17 protein-coding genes are annotated in these 18,818 nt (G+C 67.9%); 14 read left to right on the forward strand and 3 right to left on the reverse strand.

Annotated elements, in window-relative coordinates:
• The first annotated feature begins 128 nt into the window (after nt 1–128).
• Complete coding sequence (locus tag ACNI3R_RS00640; protein WP_426179044.1) at nt 129–611, forward strand: outer membrane protein assembly factor BamE; 483 nt, start codon at nt 129–131, stop codon at nt 609–611.
• Between the two features lie 221 nt (nt 612–832).
• Here the strand turns inward: ACNI3R_RS00640 and ACNI3R_RS00645 are convergent, their stop codons facing one another.
• Together ACNI3R_RS00645 and tsaD are read right to left on the reverse strand one after the other, a co-directional pair.
• Nucleotides 833–1,843 carry an NAD(P)H-dependent glycerol-3-phosphate dehydrogenase gene (locus ACNI3R_RS00645; RefSeq protein WP_426179045.1) on the reverse strand — a complete coding sequence of 337 codons (1,011 nt, stop codon included), beginning with the start codon at nt 1,841–1,843 and terminating at the stop codon, nt 833–835.
• Nucleotides 1,840–2,874: a tRNA (adenosine(37)-N6)-threonylcarbamoyltransferase complex transferase subunit TsaD gene (gene tsaD, locus ACNI3R_RS00650; RefSeq protein ID WP_426179047.1), complete on the reverse strand. Its 1,035-nt coding sequence runs from the start codon at nt 2,872–2,874 to the stop codon at nt 1,840–1,842. Before tsaD ends, ACNI3R_RS00645 begins: the two co-directional genes overlap by 4 nt.
• A 106-nt stretch (nt 2,875–2,980) precedes the next feature.
• Here tsaD and ACNI3R_RS00655 point away from each other — a divergent pair, with 106 nt between their 5' ends.
• Genes ACNI3R_RS00655 through ACNI3R_RS00675 form a run of 5 tightly spaced genes read left to right on the forward strand, consistent with a single transcriptional unit; the run spans nt 2,981 to nt 8,561 of the window.
• The gene (locus ACNI3R_RS00655) at nt 2,981–4,513 is read left to right on the forward strand and encodes a hypothetical protein (RefSeq protein WP_426179049.1); all 1,533 of its coding nucleotides are present in this window, start codon (nt 2,981–2,983) and stop codon (nt 4,511–4,513) included.
• 54 nt (nt 4,514–4,567) lie between these two features.
• Nucleotides 4,568–5,968: an MATE family efflux transporter gene (locus tag ACNI3R_RS00660; protein WP_426179051.1), complete on the forward strand. Its 1,401-nt coding sequence runs from the start codon at nt 4,568–4,570 to the stop codon at nt 5,966–5,968.
• A 54-nt stretch (nt 5,969–6,022) separates the two neighbouring features.
• A complete protein-coding gene (gene hemC / locus ACNI3R_RS00665; protein ID WP_426179053.1) occupies nt 6,023–6,952 on the forward strand; it encodes a hydroxymethylbilane synthase in 930 nt (309 codons plus the stop codon).
• Complete coding sequence (locus tag ACNI3R_RS00670) at nt 6,949–7,638, forward strand: uroporphyrinogen-III synthase (RefSeq protein ID WP_426179055.1); 690 nt, start codon at nt 6,949–6,951, stop codon at nt 7,636–7,638. The genes hemC and ACNI3R_RS00670 overlap by 4 nt, the downstream gene beginning before the upstream one ends.
• Nucleotides 7,639–7,670: 32 nt before the next feature.
• A complete protein-coding gene (locus tag ACNI3R_RS00675; protein WP_426179057.1) occupies nt 7,671–8,561 on the forward strand; it encodes a hypothetical protein in 891 nt (296 codons plus the stop codon).
• 3 nt (nt 8,562–8,564) lie between these two features.
• On the opposite strand, the gene ACNI3R_RS00680 is transcribed toward ACNI3R_RS00675, so the two are convergent.
• On the reverse strand, nt 8,565–8,735 hold the full coding sequence (locus ACNI3R_RS00680; protein WP_426179059.1) for a DUF1674 domain-containing protein: 171 nt from the start codon (nt 8,733–8,735) through the stop codon (nt 8,565–8,567).
• A gap of 115 nt (nt 8,736–8,850) precedes the next feature.
• Between ACNI3R_RS00680 and htpX the strand changes: the two genes are divergently transcribed.
• From htpX to rpe, 8 genes are all read left to right on the forward strand, one after another.
• Complete coding sequence (gene htpX, locus ACNI3R_RS00685) at nt 8,851–9,813, forward strand: zinc metalloprotease HtpX (RefSeq protein ID WP_426179061.1); 963 nt, start codon at nt 8,851–8,853, stop codon at nt 9,811–9,813.
• Between the two features lie 124 nt (nt 9,814–9,937).
• Complete coding sequence (locus ACNI3R_RS00690; protein WP_426179063.1) at nt 9,938–11,209, forward strand: RsmB/NOP family class I SAM-dependent RNA methyltransferase; 1,272 nt, start codon at nt 9,938–9,940, stop codon at nt 11,207–11,209.
• 118 nt (nt 11,210–11,327) lie between these two features.
• Complete coding sequence (locus tag ACNI3R_RS00695; protein ID WP_426179065.1) at nt 11,328–12,857, forward strand: DHA2 family efflux MFS transporter permease subunit; 1,530 nt, start codon at nt 11,328–11,330, stop codon at nt 12,855–12,857.
• A gap of 60 nt (nt 12,858–12,917) precedes the next feature.
• Entirely contained in the window at nt 12,918–13,808 is an 891-nt protein-coding gene (locus ACNI3R_RS00700) for a hydrogen peroxide-inducible genes activator (RefSeq protein WP_426179067.1), read from the forward strand.
• Between the two features lie 111 nt (nt 13,809–13,919).
• A complete protein-coding gene (locus tag ACNI3R_RS00705) occupies nt 13,920–15,611 on the forward strand; it encodes an ABC transporter transmembrane domain-containing protein (RefSeq protein WP_426179069.1) in 1,692 nt (563 codons plus the stop codon).
• Nucleotides 15,595–16,662, forward strand: coding sequence for an efflux RND transporter periplasmic adaptor subunit (locus ACNI3R_RS00710; RefSeq protein WP_426179071.1), 1,068 nt, complete (start codon nt 15,595–15,597; stop codon nt 16,660–16,662). The genes ACNI3R_RS00705 and ACNI3R_RS00710 overlap by 17 nt, the downstream gene beginning before the upstream one ends.
• Nucleotides 16,659–18,059 carry a TolC family protein gene (locus ACNI3R_RS00715; RefSeq protein WP_426179072.1) on the forward strand — a complete coding sequence of 467 codons (1,401 nt, stop codon included), beginning with the start codon at nt 16,659–16,661 and terminating at the stop codon, nt 18,057–18,059. Before ACNI3R_RS00710 ends, ACNI3R_RS00715 begins: the two co-directional genes overlap by 4 nt.
• A 94-nt stretch (nt 18,060–18,153) precedes the next feature.
• Nucleotides 18,154–18,816: a ribulose-phosphate 3-epimerase gene (gene rpe / locus ACNI3R_RS00720; RefSeq protein WP_426179073.1), complete on the forward strand. Its 663-nt coding sequence runs from the start codon at nt 18,154–18,156 to the stop codon at nt 18,814–18,816.
• Nucleotides 18,817–18,818 lie beyond the last annotated feature (2 nt).

An 18,818-nucleotide genomic window follows, 5' to 3' on the forward strand; every position in this document is an offset into this window, starting at 1 on the left:
GCCATAAAGCGGCGTCTCTATACCGCGTATCGCCATCTTGCCACTGGGCAGGTCCAGCGCATATTGAGGCGGCTGGTTCGCGCCGCAAGGGTGTCGCGCCGCGAATGTCGAGTATCGAGGAGAATCGAATGCCCCGGACCCTGTTGCGATCGGCGGCCGTCGCCGGAACGATCGCCATACTGGGCCTGACGGCCGGCTGCTCGCGCATCCGCGACCATAAGGGCTATGTCGTCGATTCGACCCTGATCAACACCGTCGCCCCCGGCGTCGACAACCGCGAATCGGTCGAGCGCACGCTGGGCCGCCCGAGCTTCGCCGGCCAGTTCGACAAGAACCGGACCTGGTATTATGTCGCCCGCGATACCAGGCAGGTCGGCTACCGTACTCCGAAGCCGTTCTCGCAGCTGGTCCTCGCGGTACATTTCGACGACAAGGGCAATGTCGTTTCGGTCGACCGCACCGGCCTCGAAAAAGTCACGCCCGTCTCGCTCTACGCCGACAAGACCCCGACCCTGGGCAGCAAGCGCGGCTTCTTCCGCGAGCTGTTCGGCAATATCGGCCGCGTCGGCAGCGTCGGCCCGGCCGGCGGCACGGCGGACAACCCGAACTGAGCGATGGCTTAGGGCTTGGGGTTAATTGAGGGCGGCGGCATCGGCCTGGCCCGCTCGCAGACCTATGTTCCGCCCTTCCCCTCCACCGTCCTGCGGACGGTCCCCCTCCCCGTACCGGGGAGGAACTTGGGTGTCGCTTGTGGGAAAAATTCCTCCCCGGTACGGGGAGGGGGACCATGCGGAGCATGGTGGAGGGGAAGGCGATGCCGCTGAACCGCCCTCTACGCCCCCTCCTGCTTCAGCGGCCGCGCGAGCAATTCGCTCACCACCTCCGCCACCGTCGCCTTGCCCGCGAGCAGCGCGCAGACCGCGTCGACGATCGGCATGTCGACTCCCGCCTCGCGTGCGGCTTCGGCGAGGACCGGGGCTGTCGCCGCACCCTCTGCCACCGTCCGGCGGTCGGAGAGAAGATCGGTCGCCGAGCGGCCCTCGCCCAGCCCCTTGCCGAGCGAGAAGTTGCGAGAACTGGTCGAGGAGCAGGTCAGCACCAGGTCGCCCAGCCCGGACAGGCCCGCCAGCGTCTCCGCCCGCGCACCTCGCGCCAGGCCGAAGCGGGTCATCTCCGCAAAACCCCGGCTGATCAAAGCCGCGCGCGCATTCTGCCCCAGCCCGGCACCCTCGACGACGCCGCAGGCGATGGCGAGGACATTCTTCACCGCGCCGCCGATCTCCGCACCGATCACATCCTGCGACAGATAGGGGCGGAAGCCGGGACGGCGCAGCCGCTCGGCCAGCGCGCGGCCGACCGCCTCATCCTCACAGGCGAGCGTGATTGCGGTCGGCTTCCCCCCCGCAACCTCATGCGCGAAGGTCGGGCCCGACAGCACCGCGATCGGCGAGTCCGACGCAACCGCCGCCGCGACTTCGGACATCAGCTGGCGCGATCCGGCCTCCATGCCCTTGGCGCACAGGACCAATGGCTTTCCAGCACAGGGCAGCTCGGCCAGCACCGAGCGCAGGAACTGCGCTGGCACGACCACCACCAGCGCATCGCACTCCGCCAGATCGGCGAGCGCCCCGGTCGCGCGGATCGAGGGGCTGAGCGAAATCCCCGGCAGGAACAGCGGATTGGCATGGTCGGCGTTGACCGCGGCGACCACCTCAGGCTCCCGCGCCCACAGCAACACGTCGGACCCATCGCCGGCGATCACCTGTGCCATGGCGGTGCCCCAGGCGCCGCCGCCGATCACGCCCAGCCGGTCCATGGTTCGCACCTCCAAAGCCATTGTCATGCCTTCACTCCGGCGCCGCGTGCCTTCTCGGCCGTCGGATCAAGCGGCCAGCGCGCGCGGGCCGGCGTCTCCATATCGTCGACCAGCCCGGCCGCGAAGCGCTCGGCCCCGGCCCAGGCGATCATCGCGCCATTGTCGGTGCACAGCCACAGCGGCGGCGCGGCGAAGCGCAGCCCCGAGCGCGCGGCCAGATCGGCCAGCGCCGCGCGGATCGCCTGGTTGGCGGCGACGCCCCCCGCCACGACGAGCGCGGTCGCGCCATCGGCCGCATCGAGCGCAATGCGGGTCCGGTCGACCAGGCAGTCGACGACCGCCTGCTGGAAGGACGCCGCGATGTCCTCGGGCTTATGGATGCCGGCATCACGCGCGCGCAGCACGGCGCTCTTAAGCCCGGCAAAGGAGAAATGCGGTTCGCCGCTCCCAACCAGCGGACGCGGCAACGGCACCGCCCGCGGATCGCCCGACAGCGCCGCGCGCTCGACCGCGGGCCCGCCGGGAAAGCCCAGCCCGAGCAGCTTCGCGGTCTTGTCGAAGGCCTCGCCGGCGGCATCGTCGATCGTGGTGGCGAGGCGCCGATAGCGGCCGACGCCCTCGACGAAGAGCAGCTGGCAATGGCCGCCGGATACCAGCAGCAGCAGATAGGGATAGACCAGCGTCGGATCGGCCAGACGCGGCGAGAGGGCGTGCCCTTCCAGATGGTTGACCGCGATCAGCGGTTTGCCCGCCGCATGGGCCAGTGCCTTGCCGGTCATCAGCCCGACCATGACCCCGCCGATCAGGCCCGGGCCCGCCGTCGCCGCGATCGCGTCGACATCCGCAAGGGTCAGCCCCGCATCGGTCAGCGCGCCTTCGACCAGCGGCACCGCCATCTCGACATGCGCACGCGCCGCCAGTTCGGGCACGACCCCGCCAAAGGGGCGGTGCGCCTCCTCCTGCCCGGCCAGCCGGTGCGACAGCACCGTGCCGTCGCTGGTCACCAGCGCCGCGGCCGTCTCGTCGCAGCTCGATTCGATACCGAGGATGATCGCCATGCGGCGCCTGTAGAGCGAATTGCCGGCGGAAGGAAATATCGGCGCGACAGAAGTCGCCCGCTTACACACTCGCAGCTTGTTAACAACCTTGCTGTACCGCGCTCCCATGGCCAGTCTCGCCCCACCCCTCGACCGATCGGTGTCGCGCGGACCATCATTGCTGCAACGGACGGTGCCGGCGGCGGTGCTGTTCGGTGCGATCGTCGGCTGGCTGAGCTACGATCTCCTCCTTTTCTGTCGCTTTCTCGGGCTCGGCGGCTTCTGGCTGCATGCGGGCTGGGTGTGTCTGTCGCTCGCGCTGTTCTGGCTGCTCACCCTGCCCCGCCGGATCGACCTCCTCGCGGGGCCCACCGTCGCCCGGCTGCTGCTCTGCGTTGGAGGCGCGGCACTGCTGCTGATCCTCGGCGGCGAAGGGCGGCTGCTCTACGCCAACATAGACTGGCAAGTCCGCGACGCGGTGCTCAGCGACATGATCGCGAACCCCTGGCCCTTCGCCTATGCCGATGGAAATCTGCTGCGGGCGCCGATCGGCATGTATCTGGCGCCGGCGCTGATCGGCAAAGCTTTCGGTCGTGCGGCGGCCGATATGGCGCTGCTCGCGCAGAATGCGCTCTTCCTGGGGGCGCTCCTGGCGATCGGCTCGACGCTGTTCTCCCACCGGCGCCAAAGGCTGATCGCGCTCGCCACCTTCCTGCTGTTCAGCGGGCTCGACATTCTCGGCCAGATCAAGGTCGGCCATGCGGCAGGCCTGACGCCCACCGCGCATCTCGAAGGCTGGGGCCCGTCGCAATTTTCGTCGACGATCACCCTCGCCTTCTGGGTGCCGCAGCATGCGCTGGCCGGCTGGCTCGGCGCGCTGGCCGTCCTGCTCTGGCGCGAGCGGCGGCTCGGCCTCGGCACCCTGCTGATGCTGCCGCCGATGATCGCGCTCTGGTCGCCCTTTGCGGCGCTGGGCCTGCTGCCCTTCCTGGCAGTGGCCTGCGTCGGGGACATCCGGCGTCGCGCCATTCGGCTGGCGGACCTGCTGCTGCCGGGCGCGGCGACCGCTCTTGCCCTGCCCGCGCTTCTTTATCTGGCAGCGGGATCGGATGCGGTGGGGCTACGCGCCTTTCCGATCCGGTCCGACATATATCTGAGTTTCCTCATGATCGAGATCCTGCCCTTCCTGCTGATCGGTCTGGCCGGCATGAAGGCGCGCTTCGGCGGGGCGCTGTTCGCCACGGCGGCGCTGTTCCTGCTGGGCGCACCGCTGATCCAGATCGGCGGCTCGATCGACTTCGCGATGCGCGCGACCATTCCGGCCCTGGCGATCCTGATCGCGCATCTGGCCGACATGATGGGCGGCGGCTGGGCGGCATCGGCCCGCCGCAAGATCGCGCTGGAGGCCCTGCTATGCGTCGGCGCAGCAACACCGGTGACCGAGGTCCTGCGGGCGCTGAGCTTTCCGGCCAGCCCACTCGGCCACTGCCACGTCTCGCGCGCCTGGGACGAAAGCTTCGCGGTCTTTCCCAAGACCGGCTATTTCGCGCCGTTGGACAGCCTGCCCACCGCGCTGCGTCCGCACCGGCCGCATATCGTGGCTCCGGACCGAGAACAGGCCTGTTTCGACCGGCCATGGGCGAGACCCGCTCTCTTCTAGCGTTTCCGGCACACGCGGTTTCCGTTCGCGATTCAAACCTCTATGGAGCACGCCATGGAGGAGAATCCTGAATCGCGCTCGCCCTGGCGAACCGAAGCCAGAGCGCTGATCGCGCTCAGCCTGCCGCTGGTCATCGCCAATCTCGGCTGGTCGGCGATCTCCGCGACCGACCTGTTGCTGCTCGGCCGGCTCGGGCCGGACGCGGTCGCCGCCGGATCGCTCGCGCTCAACCTCTATCACGCCTTTCTGATCTCCGGCATCGGCCTGACCAGCGCGGTGTCGCCGCTGATCGCCAGCGAACGCGGCCGCAAGCTCCATTCGGTCCGCGACATCAGGCGGTCGGTGCGCCAGACCGCCTGGGCTGCCGGCCTCCTCTGCCTGCCCGCCTGGCTGTTGCTGTGGCAGGCGGAGGCGGTGCTGATCGCGATCGGCCAGGACCCCGAACTCGCCGCCCGCGCCACCGAACTGGTGCATGGCCTGCAATGGGGCCTGTTCCCCTATTTCCTCTTCCTGGTCCTGCGCAATTTCGTCGCCGCGCTGGAGAAGCCGATCTGGGGCGTGATCGTCACCTTGCTGACCGTGCCGTTCAATGCGTTCGCCGGATGGGTGCTGATCTTCGGTCACCTCGGTCTGCCCGCCATGGGCCTGCGTGGGGCAGGTCTGGCGAGCCTGCTGACCTCCTGCTTCATGGCGATCGGTATGGGGCTGGTGGTCATGCGCGACCGGCGCTTCCGCCGCTATCGGCTGTTCGGGCGCTTCTGGGTCGCCGACTGGCCGCGCTTCAAGACGGTGTGGAAGATCGGCCTGCCGGTCGCGATCACCGTGGGTTTCGAGGCGACGGTGTTCAACGCGGCGGTTTTCCTCATGGGCCTGATCGGACGCGCCGAACTCGCGGCCCATGCCATCGCGATCCAGATTGCCGCCCTCTGCTTCATGGTGCCGATGGGTGTCGGCCAGGCAGCGACGGTGCGGGTCGGCTATGCCCATGGGCGGGGCGATCCGGCGGCCGTGGGGCGCGCCGGATGGCTAGCGCTGGGACTGGGGAGTGCCTTCTCCGCAGCAGCCTCCGCGCTGCTGATCTTCGCTCCGCACCCGCTGATCGGAGCCTTCATCGATGTCGACCTGCCGGCGAACATGATCGTCGTCGACCTTGCGGTGTCCTTCCTGGCGGTCGCTGCACTGTTCCAGCTGGTCGACTGCACCCAGGCGATCGCCGCAGGTGTGCTGCGCGGCCTGCAGGACACCCGCGTTCCGATGATCTTCGCCGCCTTCGGCTATTGGGTCGTGGGGATCGGGACCGGCGTGCTTCTCGCATTCAAGCTGCACCTCGACGGGGTCGGGATCTGGCTCGGGCTGGCGGCCGGGCTCGGTGTCGTCTCGGTGCTGCTCGTGTGGCGCTGGATGTGGCGAGAGCGGCTCGGCCTGCTCCATCTGCCGGTCGAGCGACGCGACTGATGCCTCGACGCGCCGGGCCTTTTGCTCCGGCGCCTCCTTCTCTATGCAGGCGCGATGAACGCACCTCACCCTTCCCGCCCGCTCCGCCTGGGCACCCGTGGATCGCCGCTGGCGCTGACCCAGGCCCGGATGACCATCGCCGCCCTGTGCCAGGCGCATGGCTGGTCCGAGGACGCGGTCGAGATCGTCACGATCAAGACCAGCGGCGACCGCATCCAGGACCGGCCATTGGCCGAGGTCGGCGGAAAGGCGCTGTGGACCAAGGAACTCGATCGCGCCCTGCAGGATGGCGAGATCGACTTCGCGGTCCATTCGATGAAGGACGTCGAAACCATCCGCCCGGTCGAGATCGTGATCGCCGCGATGCTGCCGCGCGCCGACGTGCGCGACCGGCTGATAGGTGCCGAAAGCCTCGCGGCCCTGCCGGCTTCGCCACGCATCGGCACATCCTCGCCCCGTCGTGCGGCGCAGGTGCGCCGCGCCCGCCCCGATGCGGAGGTGGTCCTCTTCAGAGGCAATGTCGACACGCGGCTGGCGAAGCTCGCCGCTGGCGAGGCGGATGCGACCCTGCTCGCCAGCGCCGGGCTCGAACGGCTGGGACGTCCCGACATCGGGCATCCGATCCCGGTGACCGACATGCTGCCGGCTCCGGCCCAGGGCGCGGTGGGAATCGAGACGCTGGCTGCGCGCGAGGAATTGCGCGCGATCCTCGGCGCGATCGACGATCCGCAGACCAATGCCTGCGTGTCGGCCGAGCGGGCGTTGCTCGCAGCCCTTGGCGCGGATTGCCGTTCGCCGGTCGCGGCCCTCGCGGTGCGCTCGGGTGCGGGGCTCCACATGCGCGCCGAGATCATGAGCGGGGACGGCGCGATCTGCCGCTCGGGTGAAGCGATGCTGCTGCAGACGAGTGACGCGGCGGCGCTGGCTGCGCGCCTGCTCCACGATGCCCCACCGGCCCTCGCCGAACTGTTCACCGGCGCATGAGCCGCCGCCCGCTGCTGATCCTGCGGCCCGAGCCCGGCGCCACCATGACCGCGAAATCCGCGTTCGATCAGGGCTGGCGACCGATCGTCGCGCCAATCTTCCGGATCGAACCGCTCGCCTGGGACGCGCCGCCGGCATCCGACTATGACGCGCTGTTCGTGACCAGCGCCAATGCGGTGCGGCAGGCCGGAAAGGCTCTGTCCCGCTACCGCGACATGCCCGCCTATGCGGTCGGCGCGGCAACCGCGCGCGCGCTCAAATCGGCCGGCTTTACCCAGATCCGCACCGGTCGCGGTGACGCCGCGATGATGATGCTCACCGCCGCTGCAGAGGGGGTGACGTCGGCCTTGCACCTGGCCGGAGAAGACCATCGCGACAGCGAACATCCCGACATCCGGCTCGACCGGCGCCTCGTCTATCGCAGCGCTGCCGCGGGCCGGCTGAGCGAGAAGGCTGAACTGGCCTTGCGCAGCGGTGAGGCGGTGGCGCTTCTCCATTCGGGCCGCGCGGGCGAACGCTTCGCGCAACTCGTCGACGAAGCCGCCATCCCCCGGAACGGAATTCGCATCGCCGCGCTCGCACCCGCAGTGGCGGAGGCGGCGGGGCATGGCTGGGCCGCGACGATCGCCGCCGACAGGCCGGACGATGCCGCGCTTCTGGCGGCGGCTGCCCGGCTGTGCCAATAAGAGTGCGCGACAGGGAGCGAGACGTACCGACGATGCAGGAACAAGCCGAAGTCTATGGTCGCCCGCGCCGCCCGCTCCTGGCGATCCTGCTGGGTCTGCTGGTAGCCGCGCTGGTCGGCATGGGCAGCATGGCGTGGCTCTTCTACCGCTATGATCAGGTCTCGGACTTCATCAAACCACGCCTGCCCGTGATCGTGCCGCCCGCAGCCCCCCAGGTGCCGCCAACCCTCACCAACATCGCGCCGCCGCCCCCGGCGGCGGTGGTCGAAACGATCATCGACCAGCGGATCGGCCAGATCGAGGAGAAGGTCGAAGATATCGACGAGCGCACCGCCGCCGCGAGCAGCGAGGCGATGCGCGCAGAACGGCTGCTGATCGCCTTCGCCGCGCGACGGGCGATAGACCGGGGCGCGCCGCTCGGCTATCTTGAGGGCGTACTGCGCGAGAAATTCGCCGGCGCCGACCCCCGCGCCGTCGCCACCGTGATCAGCGCCAGCCGCCAGCCGGTGACGACCGACATGCTGCGCGACCAGCTGGAAGCGCTGCGCCCACAACTGGAAGCTGGCGCCGAGGACGAAAGCTGGCTCGACGCGGTGCGCCGCGAGATCGGCGGACTGATCGTGATCCGCAAGGCGGGCGTCCCCTCGACGGCCCCGGTCGACCGGTTCGCCCGCGCGCAGGACGCCCTTGCATCGGGCAATGTCGACAAGGCGCTGGCGGAAATCGCGCGGCTTCCGGCCCGTGCCGCCGCCGCCGGCTGGATCGGCGAGGCACGGCGCTATGTTCAGGCCAGGGCAGCGCTCGACCGGATCGAAAGCTTTGCCCTGCTCGAACCCGCGGTGCCCGGAACCAAGCCGGCTCCGGTGCAGCCGAGCGCTCCGGCTTCCGTCACCGCTATGCCAGCTGCTGCCGGCAGCCGCTGACCGTCAGAAATCGACCGCAATACCCTTGAGCTCCCAGTCGCCATAGCGGGTGGGGTCGGGCCCGTCGCGTCCGCCCGATTCGGCGGTGGGGCGCACCTCTTCGGGCTGCGGCACGGGCGGGCTCGGCGACAGATGCGCGGGGGCCTTCACGTGCGGTGGGCGCTTTCCGGCCATGGATTCATCCTCTGCTGACATTGACGCCGGATCGATCGACCTCGGATAGAATCGGCGGGCGATTGAACGGGCAGGACATGCCCCCCACATTGTCGTCTCGAGGAGCGATGACAAGATGAACTTGGTACGTACCACGATGCTGCTGGCGGCGCTGACTGCGCTGTTCATGGCGCTGGGCTTCACGATCGGTGGCTCGGGCGGCGCATTGATCGCGCTGGCTGTGGCCGGCGCGATGAACCTGTTCACCTATTGGAACGCCGACAAAATCGTCCTGAAGATGCACGGCGCGCGCGAGGTCGACGCCGGCAACTGCCCCGAACTGGTCGGTCTCGTCCACGGCCTTGCCCGGCGCGCGAACATGCCGATGCCGAAAGTCTATGTGATCGACAGCGAGCATCCCAACGCTTTCGCCACCGGTCGCGATCCGCAACACGCCGCCGTCGCCGCGACCACCGGCCTGCTTGCGATCCTCGACCGCGACGAGATCGAGGGCGTGATGGCACATGAGCTTGCCCATGTCCGCAACCGCGACACGCTGATCATGACGATGACCGCGACGATTGCAGGCGCGATTTCGATGCTGGCCAATTTCGGCATGTTCTTTGGCGGCGGCCGCGATCGCGATGGCGGGCAGGTTCTGGCGACGATCCTGGCGGTGTTCGTGGCTCCCTTCGCCGCGATGATCGTCCAGATGGCGATCAGCCGCGCCCGCGAATATGGCGCGGACCGGGGCGGGGCGGAGATTTCGGGCAAGCCGCATGCCCTTGCCTCGGCGCTGGCAAAGCTCGCCAATGGCGCGGCACACATCCCGAACCCGGTGGCGGAGCGCAATCCTGCCGCTTCCGCGCTTTACATCGTGCCCGGCCTTCGCCGTGGCGGCGACAGCCTGTTCTCGACCCATCCGGCGACCGAGAACCGGATCGCGCACCTGCATGACATTGCCCGCGAGATGGGCAGCGTCCCCGCGCCCGCGCGCGCCGTTGCCCGCACGGTCCCGCAGCGCCGGGCCGGGGCCATCTCCTCGGTGCCCAAGACCCGCCCCCGCGGCAGCGCGCTCGATCCCAACCGCCGCCGTTGAGGCGCCCTGAGCAGGGGCTTTGGACAACGTCGACGACGACTTTCCCCCCTGCGATCGAACGACGAGAACGGTCCTCGCATTTTCTTAATCGTCAGATGATTTCACACGCTCTAAGGGCTGGCCGGTGAAAGACTCTCCCCCCGGCACTCCCACGCGCCTTGCCGCGCTCAAGCTCCTCGATGCGGTCCTGCGGCGGGGCGCCCCGCTGGAAGCAGCGATGGACGGCGCGTGCGCCGAACTCGACCGGGGCGACGACCGCGCCTTCGCCCATGCCATCGCCGCCGAGACGCTCCGCCGCCTCGACGATCTCGACCGCCTGATCGACGTCTCGACCGAACGGCCACTGCCACCCGACTCCAAGGCGCGCATGCTGCTCAGGATGGCGCTGGTGCAGGCGCTGGTCCTGAAGACGCCCGCCCATGCGGCGATCACCACCATTCTTCCGCTCGCCGACGGCGGCCCCCGCAAGCTGATCCATGCCGTTTTCAGCCGCACGATGCGCGAAAACGCCGCGCTTCCCGATCCCCCGCATCTGCCCGCCGCCGTGGCCGATCGCTGGCAGAAGAGCTGGGGCACGGAGGCGGTCGAGACCGCGCGGCAGTCGCTTGCCGCGCCGCCGCCGGTCGACCTGAGCCTCAAACCCGGCGAGGATAGCGGGATCTGGGCAGAACGGCTGGAAGGCTTGAGTCTCCAGCCCGGCCATGTGCGCATCGCGGCGGGCCGGCGGATCGTCGATCTGCCCGGCTATGACGAGGGCAGCTGGTGGGTCCAGGACATCGCCGCGAGCCTGCCCGCACGGCTGGCGGGGGCGGGCGACGACCGCACGGCGCTCGATCTCTGTGCTGCCCCCGGCGGCAAGACGATGCAACTTGCCGCAGCCGGCTGGCAGGTGACGGCGGTGGACCAGTCGGACACACGGCTGGCGCGGCTTCGCGAAAATCTCGAGCGGACCCGCCTCGGCGCCGACATTCAGGTCGCCGATGCGGCCGAGTTCGCGCCGGAGCGTCGGTTCGACCTGGTGTTGCTCGACGCTCCCTGCTCGGCCACCGGAATATTTCGGCGCCACCCCGACGTCCTTCACCGCGCAACGGCACGGATCATCGCCGACGCCGCCGAGCAGCAGCAGCGACTGATCGCGCACGCCGCTTCGCTGGTCGCCCCCGGAGGGCGGCTGATCTACGCGGTCTGCTCGCTCGAAGCCGACGAGGGGGAGCAGATCGCCAAGGGCTTCCTCGCTGCCCACGCCGACTGGCGCCTCGATCCCGTGCAGCCGGAAGAGCTGCCGAGCGGCGTGGTCCCGGACAAGGTCGGACGGGTGCGGGTAAGGCCCGGCACCCTGGCCGACAGCGGCGGCGCCGATGGCTTCTTCGTCGCGCGTTTTACCCGCAAGGATTGACCGCGAAAACTGTACCACCGAGTACGAAATGATTGACAGGACAGCCGAAGCGCGGCAGGGCGAAAACTGTACGGCCTAGTACAGCGTTCGACTCGCAATCCGCCTTCGGAGTCCGGTGATGGCACCCAATGATCTTCCCGCCGAGACGCTGCGCGGTGGACGCCTGCTCGCCGCCGGGATCGTGCTGGCTCTCGCCAATTTCATGGTCGTGCTCGATACGACCATCGCCAATGTCTCGGTCCCGCACATCGCCGGATCGCTGGGCATCTCGCCGTCCCAGGGGACGTGGATCATCACCTCCTATGCCGTGGCAGAGGCAATCTGCGTTCCGTTGACCGGCTGGCTGGCGATGCGCTTCGGCGCTGTCCGCACTTTTGCCGTCGCCATGCTCGGCTTCGGGATCTTCTCCGTCCTCTGCGGGCTTTCGACCACGCTGACCATGCTGGTGGCCTGCCGCGTCGGACAGGGACTGTGCGGCGGCCCGCTGATGCCGCTCAGCCAGACGCTGCTGCTGCGCATCTTTCCGAAGGAGAAACATGGCCAGGCCATGGGCATCTGGGCGATGACGACCGTTGTCGCGCCCGTGCTCGGCCCGATCCTCGGCGGCCTGATCAGTGACAACTGGTCGTGGAACTGGATCTTCTTCATCAACATCCCGGTCGCGCTGTTCTGTGCCGCCGGTGCGTCGATCATGCTCGCCAGGTCGGAAACGCTTCGGGTCAGGATGGGCGTCGACATGGTCGGCCTCGTCCTGCTGGTCCTGTGGATCGGCGCGCTTCAGCTGATGCTCGACCTGGGCCGGGAGCATGACTGGTTCGAAGACGGCTTCATCGTCAGCCTGGGCATCGTCGCGGCGATCGGCTTCGTCGTCTTTCTGATCTGGGAGATTACCGAGAAAGAGCCTATCGTGAACATCCGGGTGTTCCGGCACCGTGGCTTCGCCGTCGCGGTCGCCAGTCTCGCTTTTGCCTTTGGGACATTCTTCGCCTCGGCAGTAATCATCCCGCAATGGCTGCAGACGAGCATGGGCTACACCGCGACCTGGGCCGGCTACGCGACCGCTTTCACCGGCGTCCTCGCCGTGGTCATGTCCCCGGTCGCGGCCAAACTGACCGAGAGATATGATCCGCGCGCCATCGTCTGCTTCGGCATCGTGTCGATGGGACTCGCCTGCATTCCCCGTGCGCTATGGACCAGCGAAGCCGACTTCTGGACGCTGGCCCTCCCGCAGCTGATGCAGGGCTTCGGCCTGCCCTTCTTCATCGTGCCGGTCACGATCATCGCACTGGGCGCGGTCGATCCCGAGGAAACCGCCTCGGCCGCCGGGGTGATGAACTTCCTGCGCACCATGGCGGGGGCGATCGCCACGTCGCTCTCCAGCACATGGTGGGACAACAGCACCCGCGTTGCGCGCAACGACCTCGCTTCGACCCTGCAGCCCGGCGAAACCCAGTCGGTTCTGGCGTCGATGGGCATGAGCGTCGAACAGGCGCTGTCGAGGATCGAGCGACTGGTCGACCAGGAAAGCGCAACCCTGGCGACCACCCAGCTGTTTGCCGCGTCGACGGTCATCTTCATCGTGGCCGCTCTGATCATCTGGTTTTCTCCCAGGCCGCCGGCCGACGTCGACACCAGCGCCGCGCACTGATCCCGCACGGGGCATCCACCCGCCCTTCTGCAAACCCGGCGGGTGCGCTAAACTCGCGCGATGAACCCGACGCTAAGACAGCTGCGCTATCTGGTCGCCCTGGCCGATCATGGCAGCTTCACGCGCGGGGCCGCGGCCGAGGGCGTGTCCCAGCCGAGCTTCTCGGAACAGATCCACCAGATCGAACGCCTGCTCAACGGGCGGATCGTGGAACGCGGACGGCGCGCGATATTGACCCCGCTGGGCAGGGAGGCCGTCGCAGCAGCGCGCCGGGTGTTGGTGGAAGTCGACAATTTCGTCGCCACCGCGCGTCGGTCGGACGATCCGCTGGTCGGGACGATCCGACTGGGCGTCAGCCCGACCCTGGGGCCCTATGTGCTCCCGCAGGTCGTGGCGCGACTTCACTCGGTAAGCCCTTCGCTCAGGGTCCATGTTCGCGAGGGATTGCCCAACAGGCTGACCGAGAATCTGCTGAGCGGGATTCACGACGTCATCCTGGTGCAATTGCCCGTCGATGGCGGCAATCTGCACATCGAGTCACTGTTCCGCGAGCCGCTGCTGATCGCCATGGCGGCAGACGACCCGCTCCGTGAGGCGGACGGCATCGGGCTCGACGACCTGCGCGGACGGGGGCTGCTCACGCTGCAGCCCGAATATCGGATGAGCGATCAGATCATGGCACTGGCCGCCGCAGCCGATGCGCAGGTTCTGCGTGATTATGAGGGAACCAGCCTCGACGCCATCCGCCAGATGGCGGGCATGGGCATGGGTCTGGCTCTGCTGCCCGAGCGCTATGTGCGGCAGGAAGTGCGTGAGGACGACGACGTCGTCGTCCGCCCCTTTGCCGAAGGCCGCTATTATCGCGAGATCGGTCTGGTCTGGCGCGCGGGCTCGGGCCGCGCACCGGCATTTCTTGCTCTGGCGGAGATGTTGAGGCAAACGATTGCGTGACAAAGTTTTGCTGCAGTGCAACCAATAGGAAATACCTATCGAACATATAGCTGAGGTCGGGCTAGACATATTGATCGGCGATACCACCTTAGGACAGCGAATTGGGAGGTCATGGTGGCGGGACAAAATTATGGGGTGAGAGCGCTGCGGGGCTGGATCAAGCTCGTCCTCGCCCCGGACGCCGGCTATCTCAAGATCGCCGCCGTCTATGGCGTGGCGATCTCGTTGCTGTCGCTCGCAACCCCGATCTCGGTCCAGCTGCTGATCAATTCGGTCGCGAACACCGCCCTGCCCGCACCGCTGTTCACCCTGGCGCTGATCCTGTTCCTGCTGCTCGCGCTGTCGGGCATCCTGTCCGCAATCCGCATCCACCTTATGGCGCGGTTCGAGCGGCGCTGGTTCGCCCGCATCGTCGCGGAGATCACGCTGCGCGCGGTGCACGCGCAGAACCCCTTTTTCACCGACGCGCTGCGCGGCGACCTGTTTAACCGCTATTTCGACCTGATGACTGTGCAGAAGGCGCTGCCCAGCCTCATCATCGGCGGGTTTACCATCGCGCTTCAGGGCGTGATCGGGCTGGCAGTGACCAGCTTCTATCATCCCTTTTTCCTCGCCTTCAACGCGGTCCTGGTCCTCCTGCTGTTGCTTGTCTGGCAGTTCTGGGCGTCCGCAGCCATCTCGAGCGCGGTCGAGAAGAGCCAGGCGAAGCACAGTGCAGCCCACTGGCTCGAAAGTGTCGGCGGCTCGAACGGATTCTACAAGTCGAGTCGTCACCTGGCCTACGCCATCCAGCGCTCGGAAACGCTGACGGCGGGCTATGTCGCGGCCCACCGCAAGCATTTCAGCTACACCTTCGCACAGACGATCGCCCTGCTGCTGATCTACGCGCTCGCCAGCGCCACGCTGCTCGCTTTGGGCGGGTGGCTGATCATCCGCGGCGAATTGTCGATCGGCCAGCTGGTCGCGGCCGAACTGATCCTGTCCGGGGTCTTCTACGGCATCTCGCAATTCGGAACCTATCTCGAGGCACTGTACGAGTTCGCCGCCGGGCTCGAGGAGCTGTCGCTGTTCTGGGAGATCCCGCAGGAACAGGGGCAGACGGGCGGCACCGGTCCGGTCGACGGTGCGGTGAGGCTGCGCGGCGCCGAATATGGCGACCATCGGTTCGACTTCTCGATCGAGAGCGGCGAGCAGCTGGTGGTCATGGCGGCGGCGGGCGTGGAAGGCTCGCTGTCACGCCTGCTCAAGCGGCACGCCGTGGCGCGGCGCGGCATGGTGCTGATCGGGGGCGGAGATATTTCCGGCTTCGACATGTATCGGCTCCGCGCCGACATCATGGTGTTCGACCGCCCCAGCTTCGTCGAAATGTCGATCCGCGACTATCTGCGCCTGGCCGCTTCCGGCACGCAGGACGGGATGATCGGCGTGCTGGAGACGGTCGATCTGGCCGGGCGGATCAGCAGCCTCGAAAAGGGCCTCGATACGATCATCTCCAGCTCGGGCTGGCCGCTGTCGGTCGGCGAGTTGATCGCGCTCAAGCTGGCGGCGGCCTTGCTCGCGCGCCCGAAGCTGCTGGTACTGTCCCCACTCTACGATCTGATGCCGCCGGACTGCCTGAACCGTGCACTCACCAGGCTGCGCGAAAGCGGAACGACCGTGCTGCAGTTCACGCGCCGCCCGCAAGGCATCGTGCGTGACGGCTACCTCTGGATCGGCACGACCAGCCAGACGCGATGCGCAACCGATACAGAACTCATGGAAACGGCCAAGCGGGAAGGATCGGCTAATGCCCTTCAGGCCTGAACATATCCGGCACTTCCGCACGCTGGATTCGCTCCAGCCACCCAGGATGGCGCGCGTCATCGCGTGGATGCTGGGCATCGCGATCAGTATCATCGCGGTCCTGCTGTTCATCGTGCCCTGGGTGCAGACCTCAGCCGGTACCGGGCAGGTGATTGCCCTGTCGCCGCTCGACCGTGTCCAGCCGATCACCGCCCTCGTACCGGGACGTGTCGAAAAATGGTTCGTGCAGGACGGTCAGGTGGTGGCGAAGGGCGACAAGATTGCCCTGCTCGTCGACAACGACCCCAATGTGGTCGCCCGCCTGCAGGCCGAACGGGCGCAGGTGGCGGCCGAGGTCGCGTCCGTGGAGCAGGCGATCGCCGTCGCCCAGCTCGACGTTAACCGGTCGGCGCAGCTCCTTTCGGAGGGGCTGATCGCGCGGCGCGATTATGAAGCGACGCAGATCAAGGTCGCCGAACAGCGTGCCAAGCTGGCAGAGTCGCGCGCCAAGCTCAACCGCGCCGATCTCGCCCTCAACCGCCAGTCCGCGCTGCTCGTCACCGCCCCGCGCGACGGTCGCATCCAGTCGATCAATGCGGTCGCGGGCGCCACGCTGGTCAGCGCAGGCAGCCAGCTTGCGATGCTCGCACCGGAAACCCCCGCCCGCGTTATCGAGTTGATGATCGACGGTCGTGACATCGCGCTTGTCCGGCCCGGCCGGCCCGTGCGGCTGGCCTTCGAAGGCTGGCCAGCGATCCAGTTCAGCGGCTGGCCTTCGGTCGCGCAGGGCATGTTCGACGGGCGGGTCCGCTCGATCGACCCGTCCGCCCAGGCCACCGGCCTGTTTCGTGTCATCATCGAAGAAACCCCCGGCAAGGCCCCCTGGCCGGCCGCCGCCTATGTCCGCGTAGGCGCGAAAGTGCGCGGCTGGATCCAGATGGAGACGGTGTCGCTCGGCTACGAACTCTGGCGTCAGCTCAACGACTTCCCGCTCGAGTTCCGCCGCCCGGCGCAGGAAGCCGAAGCGGGCTATGCGGCCAAGGCCGACTCCGCGAAGGACACCGCCAAATGACCCGCTGGCTGCTGCCGGTTCTGGCCTTGCTGGGTCTGCTGGCGGCTCCGGCCGGCGCAGCCACCCCGCTGACGCTCGATGAACTGCTGCGCTCCTCTGCGCAGCACGCGCCGGCGATCCTCGACGCGATCGCCAAGCAGCGGCAGGTGGAAGGGCGGCGGCTCTCGGCACAAGGCGCGTTCGACCTGCTGTTCGAAGCCGATGCGACCAGTCGGCTGACCGGCACCTATGACGGCACGATCGTCGAGGGCAAGGCGAGCCAGCCGCTGCTCAACAATGGCGGCGGCCTCTATGCTGGCTATCGCGTCTCGCGCGGCGACTTTCCGATCTATGAAGACAAGTCCTTCACCAACCGGCTCGGCGAGGTGAAGCTGGGCGGCTATTTCGCACTGCTGCGCGACCGCTTCATCGATGATCGCCGGGCCAAGCTATCGATCGCCGAGCGCGACATCGACATCGCGCGGCTCGACCGCCAAATGGTCGCGATCGGCGTTCAGCGGCGTGCGATCGACGCCTATCAGAACTGGGTGGCGGCGGGTCAGCGCGTTGCCATCTATCGCGATCTGCTGAAGCTGGCGACCGACCGGCAGCAGTCGATCGAGCAACAGGTGGCGCGCGGCTCACGGCCCGACATCCTTGCGACCGAGAACCGTCAGAACATGATCCGGCGCGAAGCGCTGCTGGTGCGGGCCGAACAGGATCTCGCGGCGGCGGCCAACAGCCTGTCGCTGTTTCTGCGCGACGATGCCGGCACCCCCGTCGTCGTCGACCGCTCCCGGCTGCCGGTCAGTTTTCCGACGTTCACGCTCCCGCCGACCAGCGCGCTCGAAGGCATGCCGATCTCCCGGCCCGATCTCGACGCGATCCTCGTTCGCCTCGACCAGAACCGCACCAAGATCCAACTGGCCGAAAATGAACTCTCCCCGCGCCTCGACGTGCGGGCCGAGACGAGCAAGGACATCGGGCCGGCCGGGCTCGGCGGGTCGAGCCGCTCACCGACCGAGACCATCGTCGGCCTGCGCTTCTCCGTCCCGTTGCAGCGCCGCCAGGCGCGCGGCCGCATCGCCGAAGCCGAGGCCGAGGCCCAAAGCCTGGCGCTGCGCCGCAAGCTGCTGTCGGAACAGATCCAGGTCGAGATCCGCGCCTTCTCCATCCAGGTCGACGCGACGTCCAAACTGGTGAACCTTGCCGCCGACGAAGCACGACTGGCGAACCGCATGGCGGAAGCGGAACGTCGCCGTTTCCAGCTGGGCGCCAGCGACTTCCTGCTCGTCAACCTGCGTGAGGAGACGGCTGCCGACGCGCGGCTACGCCAGATCGACGCCGAATATCGCCAGGCGGCGTCGCGCGCAGAACTTGTCGCGGCCACGGTCGACCGGACACAGCTGGGGCTCTGACCACTTCCTGCCTTCCCGATGGGAGACAGACAGTGTCCGGCGCACGGCCCTCCGACCTTGCCCGGCCCTGCCCACATGGCTAATCGGAACGGATATGACCCAGCCCGTAAAGATATCGCCTTCGATCCTCTCCGCCGACTTCGCCCGCCTCGGCGAGGAAGTTCGCGCCATCGACGCAGCAGGCGCCGACTGGATTCACGTCGATGTGATGGACGGCCACTTCGTCCCCAACATCACGATCGGTCCGGCGGTGGTGAAGGCGCTGCGCCCCCACACGACCAAGCCGTTCGACGTTCACCTGATGATCTCGCCGGTCGACGCCTTCCTCGAGGACTTCGCCAATGCGGGTGCGGACATCATCACCGTCCACCCGGAGGCAGGCCCCCACGTCCACCGCACCGTCCAGCGGATCAAGGCGCTCGGCAAGAAGGCCGGCATCTCGCTCAACCCGGCGACGCCCGCCAAGATGCTCGACTATCTGATCGAGGACATCGACCTGGTGCTGGTGATGAGCGTGAACCCCGGCTTCGGCGGACAGAGCTTCATCGAGGGCCAACTGCGCAAGATCGAGGCGATCCGCAAGATGATCGACAAGACCGGCAAGCCTATCGAACTCGAGGTCGATGGCGGCGTCGATGCGAACACGGCGCCGCGCGTGATCGCGGCCGGTGCCACCGCGCTGGTCGCGGGGACGGCGACCTTCCGGGGCGGCCCCGACTGCTACGCCGCCAATATCGCCGGCCTCAGGAAAGGCTGAGC

It is taken from the genome of Rhizorhabdus antheiae (assembly GCF_049889055.1).
Taxonomy (GTDB): Bacteria; Pseudomonadota; Alphaproteobacteria; order Sphingomonadales; family Sphingomonadaceae; genus Rhizorhabdus.

Excerpts from the sequence above, each read along its gene's own strand:
- ACNI3R_RS00655 (WP_426179049.1), top strand. The coding sequence starts at position 2,981 with ATGGCCAGTCTCGCCCCACCCCTCGACCGATCGGTGTCGCGCGGACCA.
- rpe (WP_426179073.1), top strand. The coding sequence starts at position 18,154 with ATGACCCAGCCCGTAAAGATATCGCCTTCGATCCTCTCCGCCGACTTC.
- ACNI3R_RS00675 (WP_426179057.1), top strand. The coding sequence starts at position 7,671 with ATGCAGGAACAAGCCGAAGTCTATGGTCGCCCGCGCCGCCCGCTCCTG.
- ACNI3R_RS00700 (WP_426179067.1), top strand. The coding sequence starts at position 12,918 with ATGAACCCGACGCTAAGACAGCTGCGCTATCTGGTCGCCCTGGCCGAT.
- tsaD (WP_426179047.1), bottom strand. The coding sequence starts at position 2,874 with ATGGCGATCATCCTCGGTATCGAATCGAGCTGCGACGAGACGGCCGCG.
- ACNI3R_RS00710 (WP_426179071.1), top strand. The coding sequence starts at position 15,595 with ATGCCCTTCAGGCCTGAACATATCCGGCACTTCCGCACGCTGGATTCG.
- ACNI3R_RS00715 (WP_426179072.1), top strand. The coding sequence starts at position 16,659 with ATGACCCGCTGGCTGCTGCCGGTTCTGGCCTTGCTGGGTCTGCTGGCG.
- ACNI3R_RS00645 (WP_426179045.1), bottom strand. The coding sequence starts at position 1,843 with ATGACAATGGCTTTGGAGGTGCGAACCATGGACCGGCTGGGCGTGATC.
- ACNI3R_RS00670 (WP_426179055.1), top strand. The coding sequence starts at position 6,949 with ATGAGCCGCCGCCCGCTGCTGATCCTGCGGCCCGAGCCCGGCGCCACC.
- ACNI3R_RS00695 (WP_426179065.1), top strand. The coding sequence starts at position 11,328 with ATGGCACCCAATGATCTTCCCGCCGAGACGCTGCGCGGTGGACGCCTG.
- ACNI3R_RS00680 (WP_426179059.1), bottom strand. The coding sequence starts at position 8,735 with ATGGCCGGAAAGCGCCCACCGCACGTGAAGGCCCCCGCGCATCTGTCG.
- ACNI3R_RS00705 (WP_426179069.1), top strand. The coding sequence starts at position 13,920 with ATGGTGGCGGGACAAAATTATGGGGTGAGAGCGCTGCGGGGCTGGATC.
- ACNI3R_RS00660 (WP_426179051.1), top strand. The coding sequence starts at position 4,568 with ATGGAGGAGAATCCTGAATCGCGCTCGCCCTGGCGAACCGAAGCCAGA.
- ACNI3R_RS00640 (WP_426179044.1), top strand. The coding sequence starts at position 129 with ATGCCCCGGACCCTGTTGCGATCGGCGGCCGTCGCCGGAACGATCGCC.
- hemC (WP_426179053.1), top strand. The coding sequence starts at position 6,023 with ATGAACGCACCTCACCCTTCCCGCCCGCTCCGCCTGGGCACCCGTGGA.
- htpX (WP_426179061.1), top strand. The coding sequence starts at position 8,851 with ATGAACTTGGTACGTACCACGATGCTGCTGGCGGCGCTGACTGCGCTG.